The organism is Pseudobacteriovorax antillogorgiicola, from assembly GCF_900177345.1.
GTDB classification, from domain to species: domain Bacteria; phylum Bdellovibrionota_B; class Oligoflexia; order Oligoflexales; family Oligoflexaceae; genus Pseudobacteriovorax; species Pseudobacteriovorax antillogorgiicola.
In genome coordinates this window covers 1-18691 of record NZ_FWZT01000015.1, presented here as the reverse complement: position 1 = coordinate 18691, position 18691 = coordinate 1, and the positions used below count along the sequence as shown (strand labels likewise).

Sequence of the window (18691 nt, the reverse complement as noted above, 5' to 3'; positions counted from 1 at the left end):
CCCGTACGTGAGCCTCTCGGCTCATACGGCTCCTGTTAGTACATCGGTGTCCATCTCCAATGGGCAAACAATCTAGGTTTTGACCTGATTATGCGTTGAATTAGTTTGATGGTTCGCCCTTTCTTCTGAGTTTCACCAATAGAAATTCCACTTTTGATCGAGAAACTTGAGAAAAAATCTGTTTTCAATTGATCAGGGGTGGGGTCTCGATACGCTGCTAGTTTTTGATCCGAAATTAGCACTCATCTAAGAAATCAGAACGCACAAAACCATTCCCAATGATATCAGGATAGCAGAAAAGTAGCTTGTTTTATAGGTTCAAGTGAATCCGTAGATCGCCATGGTTGAGACCGGAGGGTTCATCCTTGAATCCTCGATATCTTGGGTAATTCTATGAAATCGGGAGATTATCGCAGATCAGGCTATGAGAGGGAAATCGTTTTCTGAATTTCAACTGCCGAAAGTAACTTGTATTCCTAATTTTATCAGATTGAGGGCTTTTCTATGCCTTTTCGCTTAGTTCCAAATGTGCACAACTCTTAATACGTTATCTACTCCATCGATTGCGTATCACAACTACTTAGCTCAGAAGGTTGAAAGATTGATGAGCGCTCTAGCTTCAAGAACTGAGGCTGACGGCTCAACTCTTCTCGATAATACAGTTATCTTGTGGGTCAATGAACTTGGCAATAGCGGCATTCATGGCAACATGAACGTACCGTGGCTTCTTTTAGGAGGTGCTCAGGGCAAACTAGATATGGGAGCATGGTATAAGCTTTCCCAGGACCCTGAATATGATTGTACCTACTTTTTCGCTCAGGAAAAATGCAGCGGTAGCGACAAGCTTGCCCTCCACGCGCCGCACAACAATGTTTTAGTATCGATTTTGAATGCCTTTGGAATCAATGACAACCATTTTGGTTATTCGGGAATTACAGGGCAGCTTCAAGGTTTGAACGTATGATAGCTATGTGGCACTTAGAGTTTAGTACCTAAGTGCCTCTGCGAGCTAAGGGTTTTGACGGGTTAGCGGCCACATATCTGCTCTTGCCAGCGTCTAGTGCATTCACGACCATTATAACAAACATAGTTAAAACCATAGCAGCGCGAGCCGCCAGTTGCTATACCGCTGCCACCTGAACCATTTCCACCAGAGCTGAGGGAACCACCGCCGCCAGATCCAGTCGGTTCACCCATTTTTGATCGAATCATCTCGTCACTAATTTTCTTCAGATTTTCGATTCGCTTTATGCAAAGTGGCTTCCCAGTTTCACAGGCTGTGTACATTTTCTGAGAGATCATGTAGGCGAACCAGCCAAACCAATCAGCAAACTTATCAGCGTTTTTCCTGCAAGCCATATAGCTTCCCTCACACTTACCCAATTCTTTAATATACCAATCGGGGTCATCGCCGGCTTCTTTTGTCACCTTTTTGAGAGTCCAAACATCTTTCACTTTATAAGCTGGTAAGCTTTTATAGTTGCTTGAAAAATCAAAGTTATACATCTCTTCCGAGATTCTCTTATTGAGTAGTGGGTGGAATTTCATGCCGAGCTTATCGAAATAGTTCGTGCCCTTGCTATGCAGCAGAGAAACACCGTTATTTGCAAAGACTAAGCAAGACTGATATCGTCTGTCGGAAGTATCTTTTGAGCCACTAAAGCAGAACATGACGTTATCTACACCATTTAAGAACGCCTCTAGGCTCTTAAACCCCTTATATCTAGGTTTAGGTTCAGGATAACGAAGATTACAGGCGTGAGAATTTGGGTCAGTAAAATCACATCTTTCTAATCCAAATATGCTTTGTGAGATAAGCATAACCGCAGCGATCGTTAGGCAGGCACGTAACATAATGTGTTTTCCTATTTTAAAGAGTTAAATACAATCACTTGTGTACAAATGCAGAACTTCAACGAAATCGAGCTTACATCTATTTCTTGCTTTTAAGGCATAATCAGAAATAATATCGCTATTTACGGTAGTTTCGTATGTAATTTGATCATCGTTTTCTATTAGAAAGACTTCTAGAAATTCCTCGGAGATGGCGGTGAGGCATGCATCTGATCCCTCCCGTGCGTCGATTGCCTGAGAACGCTCCACTATGCATGATTGCCACTTATCCGGCTCCACCGGAGGAAGAAGGCCAAAAACTCCATTCATAATCGGGTTGTCGAATGGGTCAAACCCAAAATTAGACAGTAAATTGACGAACCAAGAGTCTGAGCTTTCCGAGAAAAGGTTTTCAACTATATGATCTACATCCTCTTGATTAAATTCTGTAGTTTCATCCAGTTTTCTTTTAAGCTCATCTTTCAAATCCTCTTGAGAAATTCCTTCATTTCTAGAAGTAACTTTCTTATCGGAGAGGGGCTTAACGGATTCGGTTACCGTTGTGTCTGATAGATTTTTCTGACGTGATTCACTTTGAGACTTGCTTTGAATCTCAATTTTTTCGGAGGGTTCATCCCTGGTCAGTATCACGTAAAAAATTGCTACAAAAATTAACGCTATAAGTATTTTTAACGTATCTTTCAAAAATGATCTCCCAGTATCGGAGCCTTCTAATATCAAGGGATTGACCTACTATGGCTATTTTTAATATGCAATAGTTTTATAACCTTAGTGATACGCTAATATTAGATATTTCAAAAAAGATTTTGCGGTCTTAGGCCGCTACCAACGATAGCCTCTTTTAGTGGGATTTATTTCCAGAGGGGGGGTATTTCAAGCTCGAAAGATATTGGTTCATCTTCAGTTTTATGGTCATCTTTGAAAATGTCATCTTTAGTATCAACTGTTCCGTCAATCCCCACAGACCATACTATAGGCTTTCCGTTCTCAAGCCTGTATTCGAGGGGGTTTCCGAAAGGGTCGAGCAATGACTCCTCTGTTGCATAAGGTCCCCTCCATCGCCGTTGATCTGAATTGACGAGCGCATTTAACCCTTCCGCCTCGCGTGGGTACCTTAGCATATGAACTCGATAGAGCTTGAGCGACTTTTCAACCTTACCAATAGAGAGCTTGGTAAGATCCACGTTTGCTTCTTCTTGGGTTCCTGTTAGATTGGAAACTAGCAAAGCCATCACAGTACCCATCAATCTGAGATTCACCAATAGAAATTCCACTTTTGATCGGTAAACTTGAGAAAAAATCTGTTTTCAATTGATCAGGGGTGGGGTCTCGATACGCTGCTAGTTTTTGATCCGAAATTAGTACTCAACTAAAAATCTGAGCGCACATCACCAATCCCGATGATATCAGGGTAGCAGAATATTCCCTTTTTTTATAGACTCAAGTGAATCCGTAGATTGCCATAGTTGAGACCGGAGGTTCATCCTTGAATCCTCGATATCTTGGGTGACATTTTGAAATTGATGGATTATCGCAGATCAGGCTATGAGAGGGAAATCGTTTTCTGAATTTCAACTGCCGAAAGTAACTTTAAACTCTGGTACTTGTGATCACAAAATACTAAGGGCAGATGAGGAAATAGATGTTGATCAAGAGTTAAATCTAGTGGCATTGCCAGCTGATCAGTTGGCGCAGAAATGAGAGCTTTACAAATAAGTGACATTGGTCAATTGCAGGATACTCAAATATGTAGAATTATTTGCGAGTGATTTTTTTGAATTTCAATCACTCTATGTGACACTTAAATTTATGGAGCTGAACATGAATACTCTAGTGAAATCGATTGTGGTAGTAAGCTTAACTTGGGCAAACATTGGGAAAAGTGAATCGGCGTATTTTGAAATGACTGATGGATCTGAAGACCGCTTTGTAATCAAACTAACCGATGAAACTAAAATTGCGCAGGCTCGCAAAATTATTGCTGAGGATGCTAAAAGGTTAGTGATCGGAAAAATCGTTTCCGAACCAATAGAGTACAACAAGCCTTGGAGTTTCTATCTTAAGAGTGACACCATTGAGTTTTCATTCGCCGCAGTCGAAGTTTGCGACGCAACTATCTCTTACGTTGAAAGTAATCTTAGTGAAGTAGGAGGGCATTTCTTGCCAGATGGTTGGTGGTGCCCCTGGGACTCTCAGCTCATCCAGGAGGTGCTTCTCTAGTACTACTATTGAAATAAATCGGGACTCTTATCCTGAGTTTTGCTAATAGAAACTCCACTTTTGATCGAGAAGCTTGAGAATAAATCTGTTTTCAATCGATCAGGGGCGGGGTCTCGATACGCTGCTAGTTTTTGATCCGAACTTAGCACTCAACTAGAAATCAGAGCGCACAACACAACTCCCGATGATATCAGGATAGCAGAAAAGTAGCTTGTTTTATAGGTTCAAGTGAATCCGTAGATCGCAATAGCTTCCTTGCCGAAGGCTGAAATCAGAGATAGGAGGTTCATCCTTGAATCCTCATAATCTTGGGTATTTATATGAAACTGGGAGATTATCGTAGATCAGGCTATGAGAGGGAAATCGATTTTTGAATTTCTACTGCCGAAAGTCACATATATGCCGAAAGCAACATTCAATGCGCCTAGCTATAAATTCAAGGATAATTTTCTGCAAAGATTTTAACCATGCCACTTCATCTGTCTGTATGGGGCATAGAGCTACGTAACCTCATAGCAGCCCTTGAAACCTCAAGGACCTTATCCCTTTCTAAGTGGCTTACTTGATCAAGTAGATGAGGTGCAATCTGAGTGATACTATAGAGTGCTTCTAGCCGGATAGTAGAATTAGGCGAGTGAGTGAGCCTTAATAGTTTCTCCCTAGCGTCCGTAGGCTTCAGGACCCTGATGGAACGGATGACAGCTATTTGAGTCTTTACCTCTGAGTCATCCAATAGCCTGATGAGTTGGTCAGTAATATCAGAGTCCGCTGGTATTTTTGCGGCTGTTCTAGCCGCTGAAGCTTTTACAAATGACGAGCTATCTCGAAGCCCCAACAAAACTGCTTGTTTGGCAACTGAAGGCTTAGATCTGCGAGAAGCAGTAATGAGTCTTCCTTTGACCTTCGGCGATGGTTCTTTGGCGATTAGGTCGAGTAGGGCGTCCTCATATTGACCGTTTGTTCGAGACATTGCTTCTACCAAAGCCTCTCTTACTTCAGGTGTATTTTTCTGTTCAGCTAAACGATACAGTAGGACCGCTGTAGATTCTGGATCTTTGAATCTGTTATCTATAAACCGAAATTTTCTTGCCCTTGTCTTTCGAGGTTGAAGGTTGAGAAGGTGTTGGTAGGCATCTGGTTGTTCCATTTGATATCTTTGTAACTCGGAATGCATCCTAGATTTCCAGCTATTCGAAAGCTGTTTATCATCATTGAGGTCTGTACGGGTTTCTACCATTCGAGGCTCAGTGATTCCTGCATTCGAATGTATATCTGCACTTGGGTTGAACGGTTGATCTTGGGCTTTATCTGATTTATCTGGCTCACAAGCTGTGACAGCTAACAATACAATAGAGCCTAGGAAGCGGTGCTTTGCCAAGCATTGGTATCTCAAATCGGACTCCTCATTCATTCCGAGAATGGCGATGACAAGATCTCATCCACCTGTGCGGATTAGGTTCTCGGTACTCCACTATTCTGCATTGGTGTTCGTTTTACATTAGTGCCGCAATGGATCTCACCCATCCCCATATGATAGACTGTCCAGTCATCTACAAAATGCAGATCTAAGTCAGATGGTAGCTTTTCAGTTAAGTCTTTTATGAACGGATCGCTAGCCTGGTCTGTTAGCTCAGCTCGGATAAAAGGATCCGGAATAAAGAGGTTTGTCGCCCCCTCCTCATCATCTGCTACTACAAGATTAACCATTCCTGGTATCAATGCACCATGAGCCCCATCACCACATAATTCATCTTCAAAGAGACTGGGGACTTTTATTATATCTGTATCATCAAGCCCTAGTTCTTTTTTAAATGTTCCGACGATTTGATCCAAGATATTTTCTTGTAAATTCTCGTTGAGGGTTCGTAGAGCTTGATCGTCCAGAATAGCTTCGACATTCTCATAACCAAAGTCACGAGCATACTGAGGTAGCATGGTATCTGCCGACATAGCTTCTAATAGTTTATAGGCTTCATTTATATCAGAAATTAGGAGCTTGAATCCTTTAGGGGAGTTTGTATCAGGAACAAATGTAGAAAACTCGTCAACGTGTCCTACACATAGCCAACTGGTATCTATGGCAAAAGGCTTTTGGACAACTTGGGCACTTAAGGCTTCAGCGAGTAACTCACTCAAGCTTTCAGAAGGGTTGTCGTTGGCACCATAGTAAATCCTGCCAAAAGGATAATTGACACCATCAACAGTAACTGGAGGGCTTGCCTCTAGATTGCCAAAAGAGTCGAAGGTAGTCGCTGTTGAAGGTAGACCCCAGGTGCGGACAACAGTTTGCTTAGTCGATATATCTTTTGCTAGGGGAGCAAGCCCTCGGTCTCGGATAGAATCAACAATAATATCTTGCCTCTTACCACTAGGGTCGATACTAGTGGCGAATTCAATCTCATCTTGAACCCACACATCGTCTTGATAGCGTGTGCCAGAAAGAGGTGTGAACTTAGTCTTTAAAACACTCTTATATGCCTCGATGAGTGCTTCGTTGCCCTCAGTTTCCAGTGCATAGACATGTTCAGATGGTTGAAGGTGGTGGTTTAGAATTAAGGGTGCCGAGCGAAGAGTCAAGCTTCCCTTGCCAATAGATTCACCATTTGCATTCAGGTGGCTTATGCTAATCACTTCCTTGGTATTGAATTCTCCAAATTCAACGTCAATTCCGCCGATCTCATCGTATTTGATGGAATGAGATGGTTTCGATCCTTTTCCCAGTATTAAAGTTCCATTCTTCCAGACCCTAATACTAGGGTCAGTAGACTCTAGTTTCAATTCCAATAGATGATCAGTTTCGATGAGCGACAGCTGATCAGGAGTTAGTTCCCAGCGAACCAGTTCATCTTCGGCTTCTGTGATCGGGTTCTCGAAGTCGATGCCACCTCCACTATCGTTGTCTAGGTTAGCCAAACCAATCAGTTCAACAGAAAATTCTATCCCCTTAGGAAGAAGGGGAGCTTGGCTTTGCTCCTGTTTGCCTCTGTTGTCGACAAAAGTGTTATCACAACTTAGTAATAGAGGAATTAGCACTAGTACATCGAGAGCCGCTCGCATTGCTTTCATCGTGGTCTCCTCACAGCAAAGGCGTATACCAAATTGAAGAGCAAGTGCTGAGCCATGGATTTTTGACAATGAATTAGAGATATTGGCGGATGGGTGTCCTAACATTAGGTAAACATAGTAACAGGCTTGAAGGAAACTTTGTAGGTTTAATGCTTTAGATTTACTGGGTTAATTGAGATCTTTTGGCACCGGCCATGCTGTGCAATTCACTGAAAATAAGCAATGAACTTATAAGTAGTGATTCTTAAACTTAATGTTCGATTTTGATCGAAATCAGAATTTTGCCTTGAGTCCAACTAGAAACGTTCTTTTAGCTTGTGGAATCAATGAGTTTCTGAAGCCAGCGGCTGGTTGGCTCCTATTGATTCCTGAGTCAGCTTGTTCACCACCTGGATGATAATATTCGTTATCAAAAACGTTTTGCACCTTTAAAGTCAATGAGTACTCTTTGGTGGGTCTATAGGCAAGTGTTGTATCGAAATTCAAATAGCCTTCAAGCTCTTCATTATCACGCCTCAACGGGTTTCTCAAATAGAGGTCTCTAGATGAAACAAAGTTTAAGGCATAATTCATCTGAGATTCACCAATAGAAATTCCACTTTTGATCGGGAAACTTGAGAAAAATCTGTTTTCAATTGATCAGGGGTGGGGTCTCGATACGCTGCTAGTTTTTGATCCGAACTTAGCACTCAACTAGAAATCAGAACGCACACCACCATTCCCAATGATATCAGGATAGCAGAAGAGTAGCTTGTTTTATAGGTTCAAGTGAATCCGTAGATCGCCATAGCTGAGACCGGAGGTTCACCCTTGAGTCCTCGAAGTCTTGGGTAATTCTATGAAATCAGGAGATTATCGCAGATCAGGCTATGAGAGGGAAATCGATTTTTGAATTTCTACTGGTGAAAGTAACTACTAAGGGCCTATCAAGACAGTCCAGATTAGTGACATCTATATCGAGCTAGTAGTCTCATGTAGTACAACATCAGCAAATAGCAATCTAGGAGCTTCGATATCAATTGAAAATTCCCAATTGCCTTGGTTATTGGGTTTCTTAAGCGCTATACTAATACATGAGTCATGACTCTCAACATATGATTTTACTGAGTTTAAACCTACGCCACGCCCCGAAATTTCGGAGATCTTATTCGCAGTGGATAGACCCGCCGAAAAAACTATATCTGCTATTTGACTGCTTGTGTTACCATTCTTCGGCAGAAGACCTTTCTCTATTCCCATTTTCTCAAGCTTTTTTAGGTCTAAACCTTTTCCATCATCACTGATCGAGATTACAATACTTTCTTTGTCAGTTCGTTCCTCGACTCTAATGAATATCTGGCCATTAGCTGGTTTGGATAGATCCTCTCGGATTGCCCTCTTTTCTATCCCATGATCAATTGAATTTCTTAACAAATGAGTTAGAATATTGGTGAAGAAAATAGAAATATTAGTGTCCATATATAGATTACCCGTCAATCGAAGACTTGGAATCTCTTTTCCTAATTCATGGGCTATGGAGATTAGCATCTCTTTTAGATCAGATAAAACATCTGCTAGAGATACGCTTCTCATTCTTTCTAATTCCAATAGCAGCTGGAGCTTTTTACTTTCGTTAAATTGTTTCTTTTCGTCGAGAATATCTAAGATTTCTTCAATCGTTTGATTGCTGATTGAGTATTGATTAGATGGTCGAGTTAGCCTATTCAAAGTGACATTATTTATACTTTCATATTTTTTTATTGTATCGATAACTCTACTAAACTTATTAAGTAATTCATGCCGTCCGAATTCTTCATTCTTTTCCAGAATATCCTCAAAAACATGGACCTGGGTAGCTAGGTACCGCAAGTTCAGAGATCTGGCATTTCCCTTTATAGTATGCACGTTAATGAAGATCTCCCGATGAAGGCTTGTAGCATCAAGATCACCGCTGTCGATGAAGTCAAGAGATTTTTTTACTAGGAACCTAGTGGATGTAAAGAATTTTTCGCACAGTTCTGGATCAGTATCTACTAGCTCCAAACAGATCGCTGCTTCTATCTCTTGTCTCTTGATTGTTAATTCCATCGCTCTACTATCAGTCACATCACGCAAGCTCACAAGAATCTTATGAATACTTTCATCTTTTTTAACTGGTATCCAGTCGACTTCTAGTACTTTTTGATTGTCATTAACTTCAATCTCGATTTCCCTTGGTAGATTATGCGAATTCAGCTCAAAGTTAAGATCATCAGCACCAAGGGAGGATGATAGGCAGGTTATGATAATGTTTATTTGGTCTTTATCTAGGGTCGATTTTCTTAGCAGAATATCATTAATGGACTTGGACTCTAGTTTGTCCTGATCGACTATCGATTCCAGTTTAGCAGAGTAGCCATTTTCCACATGAAGCTTAACAGGATCCGAAACTGTAAAAAGGCCTTGAGGAATACTGTCGTGAATTACTCTAATTTCAGCTGTTTTTTCATTAACAAGATCCTCCATATGATTTGCAAAGGTCATAATCTGTTTATTCTTAGATCTTAGTGTGTCTGCTAATATTCGTATTTTCGTCCCCATAGAAACTGATAGTAAAATCAACTCAAGAGCCGAGCCAAGTTGAATCGAAAACCAAGTTGAGATCACTTTAGGTATTATTGCAAAAGATTCGAATACCTTCGCAAAGCTTCCAATAAATAGAGCCAAAAATGCGACGGCAAAGGTATAGCCTTCTATATACCCATTACGTATCGCCAAAGCTGTCATTACTGTCAATGTCACAAGAGCAAATATGGTTGCAACAAGTGAAGAGTAGACCATGAACTTAGAGGGCAGGAAAATCGAGCCCAACATATTGAAAATCCAGATGGAGTAGAATACCTTAAAATTGGTAATCAACTTTCCTGATATAAACCTCTTTACACCGAGAAACTTCTTGGCAAACAGTTGCCCCATTAATGAAGTAACTGCTAGTGAACCGAAAACATGAACCTGATAGGATTCGACTACATTTTGTACTGGATAGTAGACCCCTTTTAGGAATAGGCATAAATGGGCTAGAGAAGCTACATATAAACAATAATAGAGATATACAGAGTCTCGTGTGAAGACATATATAAATAGATTATAGAGAAATAATGAAACAATGATCCCAGCATATCCAGAATCAATGTAGGCGTTTAACTCAAGCTGTGCTTCAAGATCAAGCTTCTTTACAAACGAGAAATTTGCAGTGTGGGGCTCGTAGGAGGTGTCAACTCGAATGTAGAAATCATAGATGCTTCTGCTTTTTAGTTCTAGCGGAAATGCAATCACCGTTCCATTTTTTAGCGTAAATGAGTTACTACTAGGAAAGGCGATACTATCTCTGAACTGTGAAACTATTTTGCCATCTTCATCGAATATCCAAACTCTTGCATCAAAGTAGTATCCAGACAGCTTTAGCATGAGGTTTTCCGTAATGATTTTAGGAACTTCGGCTTTGAAGTGATACCAATGAAAGTTAGGTGTGTTACCAAAATTTAAGCTATGATGTGCGAGGCTTTCAAACTCCTGTGATTTATACTTCTTAACTATATCTTGAATACCAAGCCTATCGACATATTTTGCATCAAGGTGATCAATAAATGTTTGAAAAGGCTCACTTTTTTTATTTCTAAGAGCCCTGTGGAGTTCCTCATCATCAAATATTGTTGTTCCATCATAAGACTCAATAAACACCGAAAGGTACTTTGATTCTATCGTGCTGGTGCTATCAACTATTGAAGGTCGAACCAAATCTGCCGCGTTACAAGGTGTGGAATCCATTATCAAAGGAAAATAGAGGCAATGAACTAGGAAAAGACTTTTGATAATATGTTTCACTACTACTACTTTATGATTTACTTAGATGAGGTCCCATAACTGCCTGAATAAGATGTCATAGTTGCTAGTTGAAGCATGCCTGAGAAACATCGATTTAACGAAGAGTGAGTTTCTCACTCGTTCATCATGCATTAAAGTTAATGTTCGATTTTGATCGAAATCAGAATTTTGCCTTGAGTCCAACTAGAAACGTTCTTTTAGCTTGTGGAATCAATGAGTTTCTGAAGCCAGCGGCTGGTTGGCTCCTATTGATTCCTGAGTCAGCTTGTTCACCACCTGGATGATAATATTCGTTATCAAAAACGTTTTGCACCTTTAAAGTCAATGAGTACTCTTTGGTGGGTCTATAGGCAAGTGTTGTATCGAAATTCAAATAGCCTTCAAGCTCTTCATTATCACGCCTCAACGGGTTTCTCAAATAGAGGTCTCTAGATGAAACAAAGTTTAAGGCATAATTCATGTTGAAGTGGTTTGCAGTAGGCAAGTTCAAAATTATATTTGCCTTATGAGGAGCAATGTCACCAAGGTCTACCATACTGTCACTGTCGACCCAACCAGCCCCTTCTTCTGTGGATGCGTTATCACCCTTGACAAAAGTGCCATGATCATAGGTAATGCTGGACTTTGAAATCGTATATGTGTAGTTAAAATCGACTTCCGCTTCTCTACTAGACAAGGGGCTTAAGAAAGAATAGTTTAGCTTATATTCGAGCCCCAAAATCTCTCTTTCACCCGCATTCTCTGCCTCTTCCTTGACAACATCTTTATAAGTCGAGAAAAACGAACCTACCTCATGGAATACCTTACCAAATACGTGAGTGAGCACGAGTTCTGCATTCTGGACTTTCTCTGGTTTAAGATCTTCATTTCCTGCTCGACCGTTCCAGCCACCATATACCTGCAGAGGAGCAGGTTCTTGAAAGGCCGTACCCAAAATAAATTTGACTGCCATTGTTTTCTCCGGTTTATAGATCACCGAAAACCTTGGATTTGTGCTAGCCCCATAGGATGTGTTTTCGTCATATCGAATTCCGGTGTTGTAGGTCCAGTTTTCATTTGGTTTATATATAGCGAGTGCATAGATACCAGCATCAGTTGTGTATGTTCGGTTACTTGATCCGGAGTGGGTCCAAGGGTCAGGGATTGGCGTTGAAACAACTTCGGAGTCCTCGGCTGACTGAACGCTATCACCGCAATTAACTCCAAGAACTGTTTTTGTTCCGTTGTTTGCAGCTGGTATCGGGTTCCCTTCCGAATCGTTGGTGCACCAGTAACCGGGTATGATGTACGCTTTCTGTAAGTTCTTTCGCTCAACTTTTACTCCACCTAGTAAAGTCAGGCTTGATGAAAGATTTGTTTCGAAATCTTGAGTTAAGAGAGCTGCCCAGCTATCGGATCTCCAGTGAGTTAACGTTATGCCTTTATATGCGTCTTCACTTCCTTCTTGAGACGGGTGATAGTATGCTTCAGCCCAGTCTCCATATGTTGAGCTTTCTCTGTATTGAAGGAATGTCTTCGAATTGAAGCTGCTGCCAGTGAAGTTATACTTGGTGAATATTCTAGAGGACCCTCCTCCCCAAGGAGTATTTGCTTGTGCTTTTACTGATGAGTAAAATGGTCCGTAAGCCTGTTGCCGATCTCTATATTCGACACCCATGGAAAACCCACCGGACTCAACGGCGATTGAGATATATTTATTCTCTTTAGGGTTGATGCTATCGCCAATATTGCCGGTGAAAGAGTTGGACGGATGATCAACAATCGGGCCCCACACGTCTCTATTATCATAGAAGCCAGTGTAGGATTTTTCGTCCCAAGTCCAATCAAAGCCCTCACTTCGATAGTATTTACCATCTATCGAGTAGGCTATGGTACCCAGATTCCCAGAGGATCGTGCATCTAGGATATTGGTGTTTTTCGTGCCAAAAGATATCTTTGCATAGTTTTCTAGTTCACCCTGCGCGAGATTAGAGGGCTTTTTGCTTATAAAGTTGATAATTCCAAGAAATGCGTTTGGTCCGTATACTGCAGATGTAGGACCATAGAGTATCTCAATTCTACTAAAGCTTTCAATCGGTAGAATATGATTTATATCGGGGTTATGTGTCCATAGGTTATTGATGGTCTGTCCATCAATCATGACGAGGGTTCTTTGTAGAAAAGGGGTTCTGTAACCACGCTGGTAGGCAATGTCCCATGCAGATGTTCCTATAACATCGAAACCAGGGAGATCAGATAGTATCTCCATCAGGTTTTCATAACCTCGATTTATGATGTCATCTTCAGTAATAACTATTATCGACGCAGGTGCGTCCATGATGGATTCTTTGTTCGATGAAGCTGTTTCGACCTCAAGGCTAAGGATATCACTCAACGACATGTCTATAGATGCACTATCGGCAAGAGATTTTAGAGGGTTGATAAGTATTATTATCAAAGCGATGTATTTCATCGACTGCTCCGCTAAGAAGGATGAGTGACATTGATAAGTTTATCAACTTAGTGGTTCAGCGGTATAAGTTTTTTTACTGATTTTGAAACTTATTGGAAACTTAATGGGACTTGCATGTTGGGTCAGGATGAGAAGTTGCCCGCTCAAACTGCTTACAGATCCGTAGGTTGAGCACACGGCTCACACGACTTAAGTTAGCTCCCTACGCACCACATTCCAAATTCCCCCTCCCGCGAATCAAGATGAACAAAAGTCGGATAGATTCCTATCCCCTTAAACCCCAACAGATAAGCCTTAGAGATAAGACTCATGATCTCATTATCAGACCATCCCCGCGTTGAAATGTCGGTCGCCTTACCAAGGATGTGCTGCGATTTTTGAGAGCTTCCAGCTAGGGTTCTATTATAAGCCAGACAGCGAAACCAGCTATTGATCTTAAAGGGCTTGCCGATGATGTCGCGAAGGGCTTGCATCTTGAACAAATAACGGTTATCAATTCTGGCTTCGCAGTTGCCACACGGACACGAGATCTCTTCTAGCTTGAAGTTATCAGTTAAGTTCTCACGTTTTTCTTCGATGGGTATACTCCTGGCTAGGGACCCTTTGGGGCCCCAATATCATGTTTAGTAATTTTTCAGAAGAAGTTGTTTATCATTTAACCGGGATTCGGCTGCAAACATACTCGATGCTAAGCCTTTCGTTTCTACATTGGCTAGATTCACTGAATGAGCATTCGCCGTAGTTCCTATTGGAGCTGACCGTGAGCAAGAAGGGCTTGAAGTTTCTGCTTTGCGATCCGCAGAATGCCCAGAGAAGTTGCTCTCTTTCTCCACAAAAGAATCTAATCTTGCCAGTACTTCCTATGCATGTGGTCGGAGAACCAACTTGTTTATAGGCCTTTAGGGAAACTAGATCAGCCAGAGCTTCGGTACATTTCGGATAAATCGAAGACCTCGGACACAACTTTCACCGGCTGGTCCAGTGTCACCCTTATCCCCTTTATCACCCTTTTTACCGGGCAGACCCCACTCGCCCTTTTTGCCGGGAATGCCCTGGTCACCTTTATCCCCTTTATCTCCCTTATCGCCTTTAGGGCCTGTGGGACCGGCAGGACCTTGAGCACCCTTTGGTCCTTTCGACCCTGGAGCTCCAGGATCCCCCTTGTCACCTTTTGGACCCTTGGGACCCGTGATCTCGCTAAGGTTGATTGAAGTGGAACCACATCTAATTTTTCGGGCTGACATATCGAAGTAGCAGCTATCACCTTTGTCACCTTTCGGACCTTTCGATCCGGCACCACCACTTGGTCCAGCTGGTCCCTGGGGCCCTACTTTGCCCTGTGGTCCGGGATCACCTTTGGCTCCGGTGTCACCTTTATCACCCTTTTCTCCCTTTGGCCCTTGTGGTCCCTGAGCTCCGGCTGGTCCTCTGGGACCTTGTTTCCCTTGGGGACCCTTAAGGGAAGAGAGTAAAACCTCTGTAGTCCCGCAGCTAATGCGATCGGCGAGTACTTTACAAGGCTCGGCATCACGTCCAGGATTTCCCTTGGGGCCAGTATTGCCTTTGTCGCCCTTCTCGCCTTTAAGGTTTCCGATATTACCAAGCCAATCCCCTTGGCTATTAACGATGGGACTTTCACCGATGTAAAGGGAGCGCATGTTCACATCTCCCAGTAGATTGATGCGGCCTGTATCGGGATCAATGATCACGACAGCCGGGCAGTCATCGCCATTTGTGCATTCTCTCATGTCGCTTGGCTTTCGCCTGACTACAACCCCCTCGCCAGGATAGTAGTTGACGATATCAGAGTACTCGCCAAGGCTTCTCCCTCCTTCGATGTAGCCCGAGTCTTTTGGAAAATCACTTCCAAGTGCTGCTGTCGATAGCAGCGTTAATCCAATTAGTTTTTTCATTCGCTAGTCCTTTCAAGTTCGACTTTAGAAATATATCCGCTCGCATTAAGCGTGTGGGTTACTTTTGTAATGAGCCAGGTGCCATCAACATCAGGCCGTACGCCAGATATCTCAGCCTTTCGCTCAGCGAAAAGCTCTTGGTTTCCTGTCACTGTTAGGGTTAGCCTTGAGCTTTCCCGCTCAAGCTTTTTTAGTTTGGAGGCTGCAATACTCTTTGCCATGGCCTTATCAGTCATAAGAAAGTCGATTTCAAAGACGCTCTCATCCGCCCCTTCAAGGACTTCCTTTCGTTCGGCTAGCCGTTCATCCCAGTAGAAGGCTTTAACGCCCGTATAAGCCTTTTCTGTGGAAGTGCTCAGCGAATAATCTTTGACTCGGCTGATCGTTATGGGTTCGATCTTTCGGCCAGATGCCGTTTCTGATTCCCCTTTTTTGATGAGGATGAGCCTATCTTCAAAGGGCTTATAGACCCCGTCATAGATCTCAGCGATTCGGCTTAGAAATGAGCTATCACTTTCATGCTGGTCGATGTGTTTGATCTTTATGCCATCAAAGTAGCTTGAAACCGCTGCCGTAAGGCCATTCTCCGCTGCGATCTCGCGAGCTATATCGCCGATGCTTTGATTGTTCCAAGACCTCTCCTTTTTGCTAAGAAGGCTCTTTGCTCCAGCGATGGCTGTGGCAGTGAGTTTAAGCTGACTAGGATAGCCCTTAGCCTCGATAGGCTTTAGGGTGAACCGCCCCATCTCAATGAGGACTTCTTCATAGCCAAGAGCCACCTTAAGGGTATCGCCAGCCCGTGGCCGCTCGATAAGCTCTGGCTCATCCGAAAGGACCAGGGAGCAGGCATCGCTCATGCCCCCTGATTCATCGGTGATGGTAAGCTCAATAAGCCGTGATCTGATTTCTGGAGTGATATCGCCCCTTGGCGATTCAATGCGGTAGCTTGCTTTCAAGTAAATAGCCTCACAATCTTTTTCTTCTGAGTTGCTTGTTTAAGGTCTGGAAGGAGAAGGTAATCTACCCCTTGGCCTAGCTCGTATCTGCCGCGGGGAAAAAGCCCTAAGATCTTTTGGTTGGCGCGGAGGACCTCTTCAAAGGCTCCCGCGGTAAAGCCATACTCCTCATAAATAAGGGCATCGATCTCATCGCCGTCTTTTAGGCGGTAGAGCTTAGCCATAGCGTTTGATCTCGATCTGAAACTCAATCTTTCTCGGCGAGCCATCCGGTAGAAAATGAGTCCTCGTTTCCTTGATGGATAGAATGATCCAAAGGCCCATATTCTCGCCTACCTTCTTATTGGTGTAGATAAGGCGGTGTGGCTCTCCCATCCCTGCCTTTTCTCTAAGCCGCTCCATGGGTTCCATGCCGCCTCTGTGGAAGGGGTAGTAGGCGCCTGAAATAGTGAACCTATCCTCACCGGGACCTAGGTATTGATAGCGGGGCGCTTCGCCAAAGATCTCAAGAGACTTCCAGCGAAAATCGCTGCTCCGGCTGAGCTTTGAAAAGGGTGCCGTATCTGCCTCAAAAACAAAGTCGCCGAGCTTTAAAAGGTAGGTCTTTCTAATAATGGGAAGCGCCATCTACACCCCCACCGGATCAAAGAGGGGATAGTTGCCTGAGTTCTTGAAAAGATTAAGGGTCTCTTCTTTGATCTTTCTTGCTGCGACTTCCGGGCGTTCAGCCTCATTCACGTTGATGGTCTGATTGATGACAGGGCCTTGGCTTTGCCTTGGCTTTAGGTCGGGAATTCTAAGATCGACTCCTTGGTCAAGACCAAGCATATTGATGGCAAAGCTCCCCCAGGGATGAATTGAGCGAGGTCTAGGAGCTTATTTGCGACCGAGTTGATGAGCTCAATATTTTCGTTCCAAAACTCCTTCAGCTGCTCAGCAATCTTATCGATCATTTCGCTCAGTTCATCCCAGTAGCTGATGACAAGGACGATGCCCGTGATGATGGCGCCGAATATATTAGCCCTACTTGCAGCGTTGAAGATCCGTTGGGCGATGGTTGCCCCTTGGATGGCCTTTTTAAGGCCGAGCTTTACGATCTCGTAAGCAAGAGCCGCAGTCCTGGCACTAAGAAAGGCTGCTGCGCCAATGCCTAGAGCCCTCACAAGCTCGGTGTTTTTTTCCACAAACCGTGTTAGATCAAGGGCAGTGTCTGCAATTTTACTTGCGATTTCAGCGATTGCCGGAAGGAAAACCGATCCGATGGCAATCGCCGTTTCGCTGGCAGCAACCCCGACCCGCTTTAGAGCAAGGCTTGTCTTGCCGTTCCTCTCAATCGCAAGGTCTTCTGCCGACTTGACCTTATCTAGCTCTCCTAGAAAGTCGTCAAACCCCTCACCCTCAAAGCGGCTCGTCAGTTTAACGATCGCCCCTTGGTCGGTGATGCCAAGTTTACTTAACCTTTTCTCTAGCTGTTTCCGATTAAGACCTCTTAGTCCTTCGATGAAGCCAGAAATTAACTTCTTTCCAGAGGCCCCCTGATCTATCGTCATGGCATCGGCTAACTCAGGACCTAGATTTTTAAGCTCACGGATGAGCTGCCGATAGGCTGGCGCAAGCTCAAGGACGGCAATCTTTTCTTGAAGCTGTCCCCGGCCAGCCTGTTTTATAAGTTCTGAAGCTCCAGCTGCAGCTTCCTCGCCAAAGATCTTTTTGATGTAGCCAAGCTTGGCGCCATCTCCCATGTCTTCAGTCTTCTTGAAAATGTCTTGAAGGACATCAGCCATGGGCCGAAGATCCCCCGTCACAAGGTCTTTGGCTGTGACGCCCAGCATATCAAGGGCCTCTCTTGCCATCTTGGGCGGTGCTGCAAGCCGTGTCGTCATGGCCCTAAGAGCGGTACCAGCCATAGAGCCCTGAATACCAACGTCTCCTAAAAGGCCTGCCGCCGCAGCCACTTCTTCAAGGGAGGCCGAGACGGTAGAGCCAATGGGCGCCACATACTTCATGGTCTCGCCCAGCATCTCTAGGTCAACGTTGGATGAGGTCATCGTCGCCGATAGGGTATTCGCTGCTCGCGCCATCTCTTCAGCAGGAAGGCTGAAGCCTGAAAGAATGTTTGACGATATTTCAGCTGTCTGGGCGAGCTCCATCCTACCGGCCGCGGCGAGGTCTAAGACACCTTTGATAGAGGCATTGATCTTTTCAGGACTAAAGCCAGCCATCCCAAGAAAGGCCCCAGCATCAGCGATTTCTCCCGCTCTAAATAGGGCCGCCTTTGAGCGGGTGAGCTCTTCGATCTTTGTCTTAAAAGAGGCCATCTGCTTTTCGTCTGCGCTGGTCACAGCGGCAACATTGGCCATCTTATCTTCAAAGCTTATGGCTGGAAC

The 18691-nt window shown here is 43.6% G+C and carries 17 protein-coding genes; 2 read left to right on the top strand and 15 right to left on the bottom strand.

Features of this window, described 5'->3' with window-relative positions; translation table 11 throughout:
- The first annotated feature begins 604 nt into the window (after positions 1 to 604).
- Positions 605 to 964, top strand: coding sequence for a hypothetical protein (locus B9N89_RS18560; RefSeq protein ID WP_132319632.1), 360 nt, complete (start codon positions 605 to 607; stop codon positions 962 to 964).
- A 62-nt stretch (positions 965 to 1026) separates the two neighbouring features.
- Here B9N89_RS18560 and B9N89_RS18555 read toward each other — a convergent pair whose 3' ends face one another.
- From B9N89_RS18555 to B9N89_RS18545, 3 genes are all read right to left on the bottom strand, one after another.
- Positions 1027 to 1854 carry a hypothetical protein gene (locus B9N89_RS18555; RefSeq protein WP_132319630.1) on the bottom strand — a complete coding sequence of 276 codons (828 nt, stop codon included), beginning with the start codon at positions 1852 to 1854 and terminating at the stop codon, positions 1027 to 1029.
- A gap of 24 nt (positions 1855 to 1878) precedes the next feature.
- A complete protein-coding gene (locus tag B9N89_RS18550; RefSeq protein ID WP_132319628.1) occupies positions 1879 to 2538 on the bottom strand; it encodes a hypothetical protein in 660 nt (219 codons plus the stop codon).
- A gap of 167 nt (positions 2539 to 2705) precedes the next feature.
- Positions 2706 to 3113, bottom strand: coding sequence for a type II secretion system protein GspG (locus tag B9N89_RS18545; protein ID WP_132319626.1), 408 nt, complete (start codon positions 3111 to 3113; stop codon positions 2706 to 2708).
- Positions 3114 to 3675: 562 nt separating this feature from the next.
- Here B9N89_RS18545 and B9N89_RS18540 point away from each other — a divergent pair.
- Positions 3676 to 4074 (top strand): BP74-related protein, encoded by a 399-nt coding sequence (locus B9N89_RS18540; protein WP_200820748.1) that lies wholly within the window; start codon positions 3676 to 3678, stop codon positions 4072 to 4074.
- Positions 4075 to 4549: 475 nt separating this feature from the next.
- Here B9N89_RS18540 and B9N89_RS18535 read toward each other — a convergent pair whose 3' ends face one another.
- From B9N89_RS18535 to B9N89_RS18480, 12 genes are all read right to left on the bottom strand, one after another.
- The gene (locus B9N89_RS18535; RefSeq protein WP_132319624.1) at positions 4550 to 5467 is read right to left on the bottom strand and encodes a HEAT repeat domain-containing protein; all 918 of its coding nucleotides are present in this window, start codon (positions 5465 to 5467) and stop codon (positions 4550 to 4552) included.
- Positions 5468 to 5526: 59 nt separating this feature from the next.
- Positions 5527 to 7140, bottom strand: a complete 1614-nt coding sequence (locus B9N89_RS18530) for a protein-arginine deiminase family protein (protein ID WP_159455475.1) — start codon at positions 7138 to 7140, stop codon at positions 5527 to 5529.
- Between the two features lie 273 nt (positions 7141 to 7413).
- Positions 7414 to 7713 (bottom strand): TonB-dependent receptor, encoded by a 300-nt coding sequence (locus B9N89_RS18525; protein WP_132319620.1) that lies wholly within the window; start codon positions 7711 to 7713, stop codon positions 7414 to 7416.
- Positions 7714 to 8091: 378 nt separating this feature from the next.
- A complete protein-coding gene (locus tag B9N89_RS18520) occupies positions 8092 to 10926 on the bottom strand; it encodes a 7TM diverse intracellular signaling domain-containing protein (RefSeq protein ID WP_132319618.1) in 2835 nt (944 codons plus the stop codon).
- A gap of 217 nt (positions 10927 to 11143) precedes the next feature.
- Positions 11144 to 13435: a TonB-dependent receptor plug domain-containing protein gene (locus tag B9N89_RS18515; RefSeq protein WP_132319616.1), complete on the bottom strand. Its 2292-nt coding sequence runs from the start codon at positions 13433 to 13435 to the stop codon at positions 11144 to 11146.
- 194 nt (positions 13436 to 13629) lie between these two features.
- Complete coding sequence (locus B9N89_RS18510; protein ID WP_268808819.1) at positions 13630 to 14013, bottom strand: YcbK family protein; 384 nt, start codon at positions 14011 to 14013, stop codon at positions 13630 to 13632.
- Positions 14014 to 14343: 330 nt separating this feature from the next.
- Positions 14344 to 15348, bottom strand: a complete 1005-nt coding sequence (locus B9N89_RS18505; RefSeq protein WP_132319612.1) for a collagen-like domain-containing protein — start codon at positions 15346 to 15348, stop codon at positions 14344 to 14346.
- Entirely contained in the window at positions 15345 to 16304 is a 960-nt protein-coding gene (locus tag B9N89_RS18500) for a phage late control D family protein (protein ID WP_132319610.1), read from the bottom strand. Before B9N89_RS18500 ends, B9N89_RS18505 begins: the two co-directional genes overlap by 4 nt.
- Positions 16301 to 16528, bottom strand: a complete 228-nt coding sequence (locus B9N89_RS18495) for a tail protein X (RefSeq protein ID WP_159455474.1) — start codon at positions 16526 to 16528, stop codon at positions 16301 to 16303. The genes B9N89_RS18500 and B9N89_RS18495 overlap by 4 nt, the downstream gene beginning before the upstream one ends.
- The gene (locus B9N89_RS18490; RefSeq protein ID WP_132319606.1) at positions 16521 to 16931 is read right to left on the bottom strand and encodes a phage tail protein; all 411 of its coding nucleotides are present in this window, start codon (positions 16929 to 16931) and stop codon (positions 16521 to 16523) included. The genes B9N89_RS18495 and B9N89_RS18490 overlap by 8 nt, the downstream gene beginning before the upstream one ends.
- The gene (locus B9N89_RS18485; RefSeq protein WP_132319604.1) at positions 16932 to 17132 is read right to left on the bottom strand and encodes a hypothetical protein; all 201 of its coding nucleotides are present in this window, start codon (positions 17130 to 17132) and stop codon (positions 16932 to 16934) included.
- The coding region (locus tag B9N89_RS18480) for a phage tail tape measure protein (RefSeq protein ID WP_143478215.1) at positions 17087 to 18691 on the bottom strand (1605 nt) is incomplete at its 5' end. The genes B9N89_RS18480 and B9N89_RS18485, both read right to left, overlap by 46 nt.

Excerpts from the sequence above, each read along its gene's own strand:
- B9N89_RS18560 (WP_132319632.1), top strand. The coding sequence starts at position 605 with ATGAGCGCTCTAGCTTCAAGAACTGAGGCTGACGGCTCAACTCTTCTC.
- B9N89_RS18485 (WP_132319604.1), bottom strand. The coding sequence starts at position 17,132 with ATGCTTGGTCTTGACCAAGGAGTCGATCTTAGAATTCCCGACCTAAAG.
- B9N89_RS18515 (WP_132319616.1), bottom strand. The coding sequence starts at position 13,435 with ATGAAATACATCGCTTTGATAATAATACTTATCAACCCTCTAAAATCT.
- B9N89_RS18505 (WP_132319612.1), bottom strand. The coding sequence starts at position 15,348 with ATGAAAAAACTAATTGGATTAACGCTGCTATCGACAGCAGCACTTGGA.
- B9N89_RS18520 (WP_132319618.1), bottom strand. The coding sequence starts at position 10,926 with ATGGATTCCACACCTTGTAACGCGGCAGATTTGGTTCGACCTTCAATA.
- B9N89_RS18540 (WP_200820748.1), top strand. The coding sequence starts at position 3,676 with ATGAATACTCTAGTGAAATCGATTGTGGTAGTAAGCTTAACTTGGGCA.
- B9N89_RS18530 (WP_159455475.1), bottom strand. The coding sequence starts at position 7,140 with ATGAAAGCAATGCGAGCGGCTCTCGATGTACTAGTGCTAATTCCTCTA.
- B9N89_RS18555 (WP_132319630.1), bottom strand. The coding sequence starts at position 1,854 with ATGTTACGTGCCTGCCTAACGATCGCTGCGGTTATGCTTATCTCACAA.
- B9N89_RS18495 (WP_159455474.1), bottom strand. The coding sequence starts at position 16,528 with ATGGCTAAGCTCTACCGCCTAAAAGACGGCGATGAGATCGATGCCCTT.
- B9N89_RS18490 (WP_132319606.1), bottom strand. The coding sequence starts at position 16,931 with ATGGCGCTTCCCATTATTAGAAAGACCTACCTTTTAAAGCTCGGCGAC.
- B9N89_RS18525 (WP_132319620.1), bottom strand. The coding sequence starts at position 7,713 with ATGAATTATGCCTTAAACTTTGTTTCATCTAGAGACCTCTATTTGAGA.